We start from the raw sequence: 11,764 nt of genomic DNA, 5'->3' as shown, positions 1-11,764 counted from the left end.
ACACACGATGGGGTGCTGAACCATGTCCGCCTTCTTTGCCGAACGCGCGCTGCTGCCTAGTGGATGGGCCAACAATGTACGTCTTGAGGTCAGCGCCGATGGCGTGCTGACCCATATCCAGGCCGATTACCACGCAGATGACGCCGAACGGCTGAGCGGTCCGCTACTGCCGGGAATGCCGAATTTGCACTCCCACGCCTTCCAGCGAGCCATGGCCGGGCTGGCGGAAGTGGCGGGTAATCCGAACGACAGTTTCTGGACCTGGCGCGATCTGATGTATCGCCTCGTCGGAAAAATCAGCCCGGATCAACTCGGGGTCATCGCTCGTCAGCTCTACATCGAAATGCTCAAGGCCGGTTACACCTCGGTTGCGGAATTTCATTACGTACACCATGACACCACTGGCCAGCCATACGCCGACCCGGCCGAACTGGCGCTGCGCATCAGCCAGGCCGCCAGCTCCGCCGGTATCGGCCTGACACTGTTGCCAGTGCTTTATAGCCATTCCGGTTTCGGTGGCCAGACCCCGAACGACGGCCAGCGCCGCTTTATCAACAGCACCGAAAACTACCTCACGCTTCAGGCGCGCTTGCAGCCAACCCTGGCGCAGCAACCGGCGCAGTCGCTGGGCTTGTGCTTCCACTCGTTGCGCGCGGTCACACCGCAGCAGATCAGCGAAGTGCTGGCGGCCAGCGACAAGCAGTGCCCGGTACACATTCATATCGCCGAACAGCAGAAAGAAGTCGATGACTGCCTGAGCTGGAGCGGTCGTCGTCCGCTGCAATGGCTTTACGAAAATACCGAAGTCGACCAGCGCTGGTGCCTGGTCCACGCGACCCACGCCAACCCGGAGGAAGTCACGTTGATGGCCAAGAGTCGCGCCATCGCCGGTCTGTGCCTGACCACTGAAGCCAACCTTGGTGACGGAATTTTCCCGGCGGTGGATTTCCTCGCCCAGGGCGGACGCATGGGCATCGGCTCCGACAGCCATGTGTCATTGAGCGTGGTCGAAGAATTGCGTTGGCTGGAATACGGCCAGCGTCTGCGCGATCAGCGGCGTAATCGCTTGTATGGCGCGGATCAGCCGATGGTCGGCCGCACTTTGTACGACGCTGCGCTGGATGGCGGCGCTCAGGCGTTGGGCCAGCCGATTGGTGCGTTGGAAGTTGGAAAACGTGCGGACTGGCTGGTGCTGGACGGCAACGATCCGTATCTGGCGACGGCCAGTGGTGACGGGATTCTCAATCGTTGGTTGTTTGCCGGTGGCGATCGTCAGGTGCGGGATGTGCTGGTCAATGGCCAGTGGGTTGTGCGGGATGGGCGGCATGCGGATGAAGAAGAGAGCAACCGCGCGTTTACCCAGGTCCTGCGCGACCTTCTGGGCTAACGCAAAAAAATGTGGGAGCGGGCTTGCTCGCGAAGGGGCCACAACATTCAACATCTTCGTTGACTGTTAAACCGCCTTCGCGAGCAAGCCCGCTCCCACATTGGATTTCCAGTGGCAATCAGTTCGAGGTCTTGGCCATCTGCGTATCCGACGCACGCCAGATCAACCGCGTGGTGTCGTAGCCCTGCTGACGCGCCTTGCTCAGCAGTTCTTCACGCACTACACCGTTAACCGACGGAGTCCGCGACAGCAGCCACAGATATTTGCGGCTCGGATCACCCACGATGGCAGTCTTGTAATCGTCGCTGACGTATAGCACCCAGTATTCGCCTTTCGCCACACCCGGCAGCAATCGCGAGAACCAGGTATCGAATTCGACCCACAATTTGTCGGTCTTGCCCGGCACTTGCGGATAAGCCGTGCCCTTGGCCTCTTCCCACTGCCAGTCCGCCGTCAGGCAACGGTTCAGCACCAACACATTGCCGTCAGGCTTAAGCGTGTAATGGGCTTCGGATTGCGCGCAGTTGCGCTGGAAATACATCGGCAGACGGGCCAATTCGTACCAGGTGCCCTGGTATTTCTTGAGATTGACGCTGTTGACGGTTTTCGGCGCCAACGGATCTGTGCCAGAAGTGGCGCAGCCAGCCAATACCAGGCTGGCAAAAAGGAGTATCAATAACCGCTTCATTGTTTTTCTCCCGTGGGCGAGTAGCCCCGGATTACTTCAGGCCTTGGCCGGAAAACATCAGTACTTTGTCACCGGCGTACTGCACGCTGATAAAGCTGTTCTTGTCACCCCAGGTGCAACTGGACATGCCGAGCGCGCCCGAGCAGTCAGTGGCTTTGCCCAGCAAGGCTTCAACCTCTGCCTTGGGCATGCCGGCCGACAGCTTCGAGTAGTTTTCCTGATTGACCTTGCTGCATGCGGCCAACAACACGCAGAACGAGAGCAAGGCGATAGATCGCAGCGACATGGTGTAGCTCCTGGGGCGAAGGGGGAATGGCATGGCTGCCAAGCAAAGCTTAGAAGAGAAAACCCCTATCTGGTTCCCCGACTGCCCGGCTATTTATCAGGCCGCTCGTCTGCCTTTTTCCGAAAAATCAGCCACTTTCTTGCGCCGCTGAGTATTTCGTCGGTTTTCGCATAAAGGCGCCTAATCTTTGGCGCTCGCCAGTCGACATAGAAGCAGCGCAAAGCCCTCGACTGTGGCAAATTGACGCCCCTCGCTGACCAGCCCCTCCGCGGTAGTGCATTTAATGACCAGAAACATGAAATTCAGCCACAAGATCCTGCTGGCAGCCGCCCTCGTGGTCGCCGTAGCGTTCGCCTGCTTTATCCTGTTCAACGACTACCGCCAGCGCCAGACCTTGCGCAGCAGTACCGAATCCTCGATGCAGGAGCTCGGCAGCCTGACCACCAGCAACATCCAGACCTGGCTGGAAAGCCGCATCCAGTTGCTGCAATCGCTGTCCCAGCAGATCGCCGTGGACGGCAACGCACCCGCCAGCCTCAAGCGCGCCATCGACTTGCCGGCCTACACCGGCAACTTCCAGCTGAGCTACTTCGGGGGCACTGACGGCGTGATGTTCTCGATCCCGGCCGGCAATCGCGCGGCGGATTACGATCCTCGCGCCCGTGGCTGGTACAAGGCGGCCAACAGCGCGCAACAGACCATCGTCACCGAACCGTACATCGCCGCTTCATCCGGCAAACTGGTGATCACCGTCGCCACGCCGGTGCAGCATCAGAGCCAGATGATCGGAGTCGCCGGTGCGGACATCGACCTGTCGAGCGTCAGTGCGATCATCAACTCGCTCAACTTCGGCGGTCACGGCCACGCGTTCATCGTCAGCGCCGACGGCAAGATCCTGATCCACCCGGACAGCAAACTGGTACTCAAGAGCCTCGCCGAGGCTTACCCGAACGGCGCGCCGAAAGTCAGCCCGGGCCTGAAAGAGGTCGAGCTCGACGGCAAGACCCAGTTCATCTCCTTTACCCACGTCAACGGTGTGCCCTCGGCCGACTGGTACGTGGCGCTGGTGCTGGACCAGGAGACCGCGTTCGCGATGCTCAGCGAATTCCGCACCTCGGCGATCATCGCCATGGTCATCGCCGTGGTGATCATCATCGCGTTGCTGGGCATGCTGATCAGCTTCCTGATGCAGCCGCTGCTGACCATGGGCCGCGCCATGCATGACATCGCCGAAGGTGAAGGTGACCTGACCAAACGCCTGACCATCCACGGCCAGGATGAATTCGGCGCACTGGGCACCTCGTTCAACCGCTTCGTGGAGCGTATTCACACGTCGATCCGCGAAGTGTCCTCGGCCACCGGCCAGGTCAACGAAGTGGCGCTGCGTGTGGTGGCGGCTTCGAACTCATCGATGTTCAACTCCGATCAGCAAGCCTCGCGCACCAGCAGCGTGGCTGCAGCGATCAACGAACTGGGGGCCGCCGCCCAGGAAATCGCCCAGAATGCCGCCCTCGCCTCGCAACACTCGAGCGACGCCCGCGCCCTGGCCGAAGACGGTCAGCAAGTGGTGGATAAAACCATCGCAGCTATGCAGCAGCTCTCGGCGAAGATCAGTGATTCGTGCGGCAACATCGAAACGCTCAACAGCAACACCGTGAACATCGGGCAGATTCTGGAAGTGATCACCAGCATCTCGCAACAGACCAACTTGCTGGCATTGAACGCGGCGATCGAAGCGGCGCGTGCCGGTGAAGCCGGCCGTGGTTTTGCCGTGGTCGCGGACGAGGTGCGCAACCTCGCCCACCGCACTCAGGACTCGGCGCAGCAAGTGCAGAAAATGATCGAGGAGCTGCAAGTCGGCGCCCGGGAAGCGGTGAGCACCATGACCGACAGCCAGCGCCAGAGCGAAAGCAGCGTCGGCATCGCCAACCAGGCCGGTGAACGTCTGGGCAGCGTGACCCAGCGCATCGGTGAGATCGACGGGATGAACCAGTCGGTGGCGACAGCGACTGAAGAGCAGACCGCTGTGGTGGAGTCGATCAACGTCGACATCACCGAGATCAACACGTTGAACCAGGAAGGCGTGGAGAACTTGCAGTCGACATTGCGCGCGTGTGCTGATCTTGAACAGCAAGCGGCGCGGTTGAAGCAGTTGGTTGGCAGCTTCCGGATATAAGCTGCTGTCACTGGCCCCATCGCCAGCAGGCTGGCTCCCACAGGGGATTTGTGAACAACACAAACCAAATGTGGGAGCCAGCCTGCTGGCGATGGCGGCATCAGCTACAGCTGAAAACTAAAAGCGAGAACCAGGCTCCGATAGAAACGCCAACTCCTCATCCGTCGACTCCCGCCCCAACACCGCATTGCGATGCGGAAACCGTCCAAACCGCGCAATCACCCGCTGATGCTTCTCGGCATAGTTCAGATAATCGGTAAACAGCTTCTCATCCGCCTCCGGCTGCTGCGCAACCAGATCGATATAACGCGAAACTGCCTCGTTCTGCACCGCCAGATCCTCGCAATGCTCAAACACCAGGTAAATGAACACCCGCTGAATCGGCCTCAACTGCCGATCGAAATCCGCAGCAATGCCCTGCGCCACCAGTGCCTGAGCCCTGAGATCGCCTGAATAGGATTTTGGAGTGTCGCGAAAGATCATTCGCGGGAGTTGATCGAGCAGCAGCACCAAGGCCAACCAACCTTCAGGGCGTTGCGCCCAGTCAGTCAATCCGCCGGCCAGTGCCTGCTCGACCCAGTCACCGAAACGCGTTTGCGCTTCGAGGTCCTGGCTGTCGCGCTTGCCAAACCATAACTTGCCCTTGTCAGCCGCTATGTCGTTGGGGGATTCGAGCGTTCCGAACCACCAATCGAGCAACGGCTGCCAGGGCGCGGTCATGTTTATTCCTTGTGGTAAGCCGTAACGCGTGCGACTTCTTCTTTCGAGCCGAGGAACACCGCTACACGCTGGTGCAGGCCTTCAGGCTGAATGTCGAGGATGCGCTGGTGACCGTCGGTGGACGCACCGCCAGCCTGTTCAACCAGGAACGACATCGGGTTGGCTTCGTACATCAAGCGCAGTTTGCCCGGCTTGGATGGCTCGCGGCTGTCACGTGGGTACATGAACAAGCCGCCACGGGTCAGGATACGGTGCACGTCGGCAACCATCGCGGCGACCCAGCGCATGTTGTAGTTCTTTTTCAGCGGGCCTTCGTCGCCCGCCAGCAATTCGCCGACATAGCGTTGTACCGGAGCTTCCCAGTGACGCTGGTTCGACGAGTTGATCGCGAACTCCTGAGTGGACTCCGGGATCGTGATGTCTTCGTGGGTCAGTACGAAGCTGCCCATTTCACGGTCCAGGGTAAAGCCTTTCACACCGTTGCCCAAGGTCAGCACCAGCATGGTCTGTGGACCGTAAATCGCATAACCGGCGGCAACCTGCTGAGTGCCTGGCTGCAGGAAGGCCTTTTCGTTCAAAGGCTCGTTCTGGGTCAGGTATTCGTTCGGGCAACGCAGGACCGAGAAGATCGTACCGACCGGCGCATTGATGTCGATGTTCGACGAACCGTCCAGTGGGTCGAATACCAGCAAGTACGCGCCTTTCGGGTATTTGCCCGGGATCTGGTAGGCATTGTCCATTTCTTCGGACGCCATGCCGGCCAGGTGACCGCCCCATTCGTTGGCTTCGAGCAGGATGTCGTTGGACATCACATCAAGCTTCTTCTGCACTTCACCTTGGACGTTTTCAGTGCCCATGCTGCCCAGAACGCCGCCGAGGGCGCCCTTGGATACGGCGTGGCTGATTTCCTTGCAAGCACGCGCCACCACTTCGATCAGGAAACGCAGATCGGCAGGGGTGTTGTTGCTACGGGTCTGCTCAATCAAATAGCGACTCAGGGTAACGCGGGACATGGAAGGCTCCGGTGGAATGGGGGGCTAAAAACCCGCGCAGTTTAACGCGAGTCGAGGCGCATTTCCTCCTATCAGACGTGATACGCCCAATAGAGTTCATGCGCCGGGTTGAGCGTAGTTCTAAACGGACCGGATGTGGGCTGGGCACAGATGGCAGTTTCTAGGTTTTCTTTGCCTGAAAGTCAGTCTTCGCGAGCAAGCCCGCTCCCACAGGTGACCGCGTTTCATCAGCAATACTCGGTCGAATGTGGGAGCGGGCTTGCTCGCGAATGGCGCGCAGCGCCAGCCATTCTCAGGGTTTTATGGGAGGTTTGCGCAGCAAACTGAACGCCATCGCTGCGAGAAACAGCACACTCAGCAACAACACCCCCCACAACCCGAACTTCTTCCAGTTGGTGTCCGTAATTGCGGCCGCAGTCACCGCGGTCGTGTTGCTCACCACCGCCGCACCTTCCACCGACGCCTTGCCCAACGCCGCCCACTTTGCCGCGCTGTAATCCGGGATCAGTGTCGACAATGACAGATTCGCCGCCTTCACCGTCGCATTCCCCAGCGCCAGCGTATAAGGCCCCGCACCGCGCGCCAGAAACACCAATTGCGTCGAGCGCACAGCAAACTTCACCGTCGGTGCTTCCGCGCCCAGGCCACCGCCGCGTTCATCTACGACAAGCTTCAACTGCTGCACGGTTTGCCCCGACAGCTGCAATTCGTTCTGCACTACGTCCTGGCCACTCTGGGTCAGGCGATAGAGCAAACCGCTGGTCAGCGGCTGCCACGGCAGACTGCTTTCGCGACGACCGGACAACGTCACCGGCGCCAGACTGTTGGCCTGATTCAGCTCAACCTGCACCCGCTCGACATTCAGCCCCATCGGCAATTGCCATGTGTACTCCCCTGCCTTCACGCCGGTACCCGCCAGCGGTTGCGACCAGACCAACGGCAGCGGCAGGCTGCGAGCGCTGGCGCTTTGCAGTTGCGCAGAGGTCAGCGCCGGCGCCGATTGCGGTGAGTTCCACAGCAAGCGCAGATAACGCGCCGATTGCCCCGGCAAGCCGACTTCATGCTGCTCGACCCGCTCGTCGGCAAAGGTCAGCCGCGCCACCTGCCCTTCGCCCCACGACTGCCAATGCTGCAAGTCGTCGCTGGCTTCAATGGTGAAGCGCTGAAAGCCATCGCGCTCGCTGGTCCAGTCGAGGACCAACTGTTGCAACGGCGCCTTGATGCCGCTGGCGTCGAGCAACCAGCCACGCAGCACTTCTTCACCGGCCTCCAGCTGACTGGACGGCTGCACTTCAACCAAGGTGCCGTTGGCGCTCGATTGCACGCGAATGCCCGGCGCGCGCTCCGTGGCGTCTGCCGAGGTGTACAGCGGGAACCATTTCACGTCGGTCAGGGTGCGATTTTCCCGGGTGGACGCCGCCTCACGCGCCAAGGCGTAAGCCTGGGCCTCGCCGGCAGCGTTGAACACGCGGACATCGCTGAGGTCCGTTTGCCGCGCATTCAGTTGCACGCTCAAGGGCAATTCGAGGCGATACCAAGGTCCCTCGCCGCTCACCGACAACGGCACCTGCGTGGCGAAATCCGCCGGTTTTTCCTGAGCGCTGGCGGACAGCGCCACACCCAGTGCAACAGCGCCCAACCAGCCCAGGTTCAACTTCTGACTCAAGACGACACTCCTTCGGTTTCAGGGGCCGGCCTTTCAGCGTCCGGCGCAGCCTCGACGCGCTTGGGCGGCAGCGGCGCGAAATAGCCCACCACCAGCAGCAACACGCCGACGCCGATAAACGACACGATCCGCGCAAGGCCGCCGCGGTTACTCAATTCGACAAAGAACAGTTTGGCCACCACCACGCCAATCAGCGCGGCGCCAATCAGCCAGACTTCGCGGCGATGACGCAGATGGCCGCCGATCATCAGACTCAGCGCCATCAAGGTCCAGACAATGGACAGGCCGGCCTGCACCAGCATGGATTCAAGCAACGCATCCAGCTCGAACGGCACACCGCCCCAGTGGTGCGCGGTGCGCATCACCAGCGCGGTGAAGAAGGCGAACAGCGAAACCCCGGCGATCAATTGCGTGGCGTGGGGGACGTAGTCCTTGCGGATCGCCAGTTGCGTCACGGTGCTGCGGGACCAGACGTAGACGCCGAACAGCGCAAACAGCAGACCCAGCTCCAACGGGTTGATCAGCGGCACGTACGGCAAAGGTTCGGCCGTGCCGTCGCTGACGATGTTCGCCAGCCAGAACCAGCCGAGCATCAGCACAGCCAACGGTGCTGTCGCGTAGAAGCGGTATTCGCGGGGATAAGCCGAAACAGGCCAAGGCCAGTTGCGCGGCGCCGCCATCAACACCAGATACAGGCTCGGCAGGATCGCCCAACCCAGCCAGCGCCAGGCGTTGTACTGCTCGGATAACAGCAGCAAACCGTAACGCAGCTCCAGCGCCAGCACACCGATCAACAGCCAGCAGCCAAGCACATGGGCGGTGCTCAGGGCACGCGCCGGCAACATCGGCGCCAAGCGTCGCAGGGAGATGAAATGCACGACGAACACCGCTGCCCAGACCAGCCAGCCGAAGTTGGCCGCCGGGTGATAACGCGAGTGCCACGCAGCCAGCAGGACCAGACCGGCAGCGGGAATCAGCAAGGTGCAGAGCAAGCCGAGCGACGACCATTTCAAACGCAGCGTCAACACCGTCCAAAGCGCCACGCTCACGGCGGCAACCGCCAGCAGCAAAGTCGCTTGCAGATTCAGCGGTGCAAAGCGCAGCACTTCGCTGATCCACGCTATCGCCCACCAACCCGCGCCCCACACCAGCAGCACTTCGGACAAACGCTGCAAGCTCAGCACATCAAACGCCGAGGCATGGTTGCCGATCTGCAAGCGCCACGCCCCGACCATGGCGGCCAGGCCCAACACCCATGGTGTCCAGAAGCCGCTGTGGGCCAGCGGTTTCAAACCTTCGCTGGCCAGCGGCCCGAGCAGGTCCGGACCGGCGAACAGGAACGCCGCGCCGCCAATCACCTGCAACAGCAGGCCGAAGACAAAACTCACGCGCTGCTTGAGGTACAGGCTGAGCCAGATGATGAACAAGCCACTGGCCGCCCACACCGCACTCGCGGTCTGCCATGGCAGCACGAACAGCACCGCCAGATTGATCAGCACCAGACCCGCCAGCAACACCACCGACAAGCCGCGCAGCAGCCGCACGTCGTTGCGCACCATCTCATCACGCGCGGCGAGCAACATGCCGGCGATCAACGCAAGGCCGATCAGGGATGCGCTGAGCAAACCACTCCAGCCTGCGCTGAACACCGCAGCCGATTCACCGCCGGAGCTTTGCAAGCGCAGCAGGAACAACGCACCGCCGAGCAACTGCACAGCGAACGCGGTGAACAGGAACGTGCGCGATTGCAGACGCAAGCCGACAAACAACGTCGCCAACCCCGCCAGCGCCCAACTGATCGCGGTGCCGTGAGTCAGGAAGAACAACGGCGCCAGCAGATAGAGGAAGTTCAGGCCGAGGCACGCCAATACCGGCAGCCCCTTGCGTTCCCATTCCGACGTTTGTTCGGGCGAGGCTTTGCGCAGTTGATAGAAGCTGAACAACAACGCTGCACCGAGCATCAGTGCGCCCAATGGCGCGCCGTCGAGCAAGCTGCCGTCGCCGATCCGCAATTCGCTGACAAACGCCAGCGCCGAGCCCAGTTGCAGCAGCAAGGCAAATGCGCGAGCCAGTGGTCGTTGCTGACGCAGACCAAGCCAGAAGATGCCGGCGCCTTCAACGGCCCAAGCGGCGGCTGTCCAGCGAGCGTCGAGCCCCAGCGGAATCGCGAGGCTGGCGAAGATCACGCCCAGCGCCAGGCAGGTTTCCGCGAGCAGCAATGCACGGCCGCCCGTCAGGAAACGGGCCAGGCCCATGTAGATCATGCCCAACGCCAAGGCACTGAACGCTGCGGCGAACTCCAGATGCTGAACCAGCGCGAACTGCAAACCGAAGCCCACCAGCGGCGGACCGAACAGCATCGTTCCGTCGACGTAATCACCCTTGCGCGCCGACCAGCGCAGCAGCGCCTCACGGCTGTCGTCCTCGGGTGCGTCGCTCATCTCCAGCAGCTTGCGCCGGGCGAACAGCAGGCCGATGGCCAGGTACATCAGGAAGAACAGAATCAGGAACGGCTCGGTGCTCCACAGCAATTCCGGCGTATAGGAACGCAGGCCCCAGGCGAAGCCGATGCCGAAGGTGCCGACGAAACCGATCAGGTTCAGCAGTCGCCAGGCCTTGAACCAGGCGATGGCGAGGATGCCGGCGTTGAGCAGAGCGAAGTAGCTAAACAGCGCGACGTGGTTGCCAGCGCCGGTGGAGGTCAGGATCGGCGCCGCGAAACCGCCGAGTGCAGCAGCCGCGGCCAGGCCCAACGCATCCTGAGTGATGGCGAGAATCGCCGAGAACACCGTCACCGCGACCAGCAGGCCCAGCGCTGCGGTTGGGTCGAGCAGCGGGTGCAGGCGCATCGCGGCAAACACCGTCAGGTACAACACGGCAATCCCGGTGCCTTGCAGCATCAGCGCGTAATTGCTGTTGCGAGTTCTGAGCCACCACCCCAGACCGAGCAAGCCCAACGCAGCCGCCGCCACCCCGGCGTAACGCAGTTCAATCGGCACCACCATGCCTTCGGTGGCATACCGCAGCAAGAACGCCAGACCGAGAAACAACAGCACCACGCCGACCCGCAGCACGGTGTTGCCACCGAACAGCCAGTTGCGCGCGCCACTGATGGCCCGCTCGATGAAATTCGGGCCGCGAGGGATCGCCGGTTGTTGTGGTTCGCGGGTGACCGGCTCGGGTTTCCAGACATCATCGGGCAGCGGACGGCTGGTTTGCGCCGCCGTTGCGGCCATCGGTTCGAGTTCGGGTGGAAGCTCCCAGATCATCTCCGGGGTTTCGACAGGAATTTCATCAAGGGTGAATTCAGGCGACGGCGCGGCTTCGCTGGCAACCGGCTCACTGGTTTCCGGCGCTGTGACACCAGACACCTCCAGCAATGCCAGGCGTTGTTGCACTCCATTCAACGCAACCTGCGCCCGCTCCAGCAGCCGACGCTGCTCGACCGCTTGTGAATCCAGGCGGCCGATGCGAATGGCCTGGCCAATACCCAGCCCGAGCAGCGCACCCAATAGCGCATCGCTGAACGACTCATCGAGTATCCAGCCCAGCACCAGCCCAATCAGCATGAACATCCATTGCATGGTCGATATCCCTAAGCGGCCCCGCTGCAGGGCGAATCCGGATGAAGCAGCGTCTGATCCAGTCTAGTGACCAGACACCCGGAATCCAGTGTGAGAGCAGATTGCATCTGCACCACAAATCCAATGTGGGAGCGGGCTTGCTCGCGAAGGGGCCGTCACATTCAACATCAATATTGAATGTGACGGCCCCTTCGCGAGCAAGCCCGCTCCCACATGGGTCAAGTTGATGCCTAGTATATCGATC

General features: G+C 61.3%; 8 protein-coding genes and 1 pseudogene. 3 read left to right on the top strand and 6 right to left on the bottom strand.

What is annotated here, in order from left to right; translation table 11 throughout:
• Positions 1–22: 22 nt before the first annotated feature.
• On the top strand, positions 23–1,387 hold the full coding sequence (locus ACA072_RS01780; RefSeq protein ID WP_497622725.1) for a formimidoylglutamate deiminase: 1,365 nt from the start codon (positions 23–25) through the stop codon (positions 1,385–1,387).
• 118 nt (positions 1,388–1,505) lie between these two features.
• Here the strand turns inward: ACA072_RS01780 and ACA072_RS01775 are convergent, their stop codons facing one another.
• Positions 1,506–2,075: a lipocalin family protein gene (locus tag ACA072_RS01775; protein ID WP_497622723.1), complete on the bottom strand. Its 570-nt coding sequence runs from the start codon at positions 2,073–2,075 to the stop codon at positions 1,506–1,508.
• A 31-nt stretch (positions 2,076–2,106) separates the two neighbouring features.
• Positions 2,107–2,361: a hypothetical protein gene (locus ACA072_RS01770; protein WP_010464535.1), complete on the bottom strand. Its 255-nt coding sequence runs from the start codon at positions 2,359–2,361 to the stop codon at positions 2,107–2,109.
• 283 nt (positions 2,362–2,644) lie between these two features.
• Here ACA072_RS01770 and ACA072_RS01765 point away from each other — a divergent pair.
• Positions 2,645–3,679 (top strand): annotated as a pseudogene (locus ACA072_RS01765) (HAMP domain-containing protein); the annotation flags it as partial.
• 93 nt (positions 3,680–3,772) lie between these two features.
• Positions 3,773–4,537, top strand: coding sequence for a methyl-accepting chemotaxis protein (locus tag ACA072_RS01760; RefSeq protein WP_370694726.1), 765 nt, complete (start codon positions 3,773–3,775; stop codon positions 4,535–4,537).
• 117 nt (positions 4,538–4,654) lie between these two features.
• On the opposite strand, the gene ACA072_RS01755 is transcribed toward ACA072_RS01760, so the two are convergent.
• From ACA072_RS01755 to ACA072_RS01740, 4 genes are all read right to left on the bottom strand, one after another.
• Complete coding sequence (locus ACA072_RS01755) at positions 4,655–5,257, bottom strand: DUF924 family protein (RefSeq protein WP_497622720.1); 603 nt, start codon at positions 5,255–5,257, stop codon at positions 4,655–4,657.
• A gap of 2 nt (positions 5,258–5,259) precedes the next feature.
• Positions 5,260–6,270, bottom strand: a complete 1,011-nt coding sequence (locus tag ACA072_RS01750) for a class 1 fructose-bisphosphatase (protein ID WP_497622719.1) — start codon at positions 6,268–6,270, stop codon at positions 5,260–5,262.
• Between the two features lie 292 nt (positions 6,271–6,562).
• Positions 6,563–7,936, bottom strand: coding sequence for a DUF3999 domain-containing protein (locus tag ACA072_RS01745; protein ID WP_497622717.1), 1,374 nt, complete (start codon positions 7,934–7,936; stop codon positions 6,563–6,565).
• On the bottom strand, positions 7,933–11,520 hold the full coding sequence (locus ACA072_RS01740; protein ID WP_497622715.1) for a DUF2339 domain-containing protein: 3,588 nt from the start codon (positions 11,518–11,520) through the stop codon (positions 7,933–7,935). Before ACA072_RS01740 ends, ACA072_RS01745 begins: the two co-directional genes overlap by 4 nt.
• Positions 11,521–11,764: the final 244 nt, after the last annotated feature.

The organism is Pseudomonas sp. LBUM1656, assembly GCF_059716065.1.
Note: the sequence above shows the minus strand (reverse complement) of the source record. Positions and strands in the feature narration are given on the sequence as shown.

What these genes read in the sequence shown, in the direction of transcription:
- ACA072_RS01780 (WP_497622725.1), top strand. Translation starts at nt 23, where the DNA reads ATGTCCGCCTTCTTTGCCGAACGCGCGCTGCTGCCTAGTGGATGGGCC.
- ACA072_RS01775 (WP_497622723.1), bottom strand. Translation starts at nt 2,075, where the DNA reads ATGAAGCGGTTATTGATACTCCTTTTTGCCAGCCTGGTATTGGCTGGC.
- ACA072_RS01770 (WP_010464535.1), bottom strand. Translation starts at nt 2,361, where the DNA reads ATGTCGCTGCGATCTATCGCCTTGCTCTCGTTCTGCGTGTTGTTGGCC.
- ACA072_RS01760 (WP_370694726.1), top strand. Translation starts at nt 3,773, where the DNA reads ATGTTCAACTCCGATCAGCAAGCCTCGCGCACCAGCAGCGTGGCTGCA.
- ACA072_RS01755 (WP_497622720.1), bottom strand. Translation starts at nt 5,257, where the DNA reads ATGACCGCGCCCTGGCAGCCGTTGCTCGATTGGTGGTTCGGAACGCTC.
- ACA072_RS01750 (WP_497622719.1), bottom strand. Translation starts at nt 6,270, where the DNA reads ATGTCCCGCGTTACCCTGAGTCGCTATTTGATTGAGCAGACCCGTAGC.
- ACA072_RS01740 (WP_497622715.1), bottom strand. Translation starts at nt 11,520, where the DNA reads ATGCAATGGATGTTCATGCTGATTGGGCTGGTGCTGGGCTGGATACTC.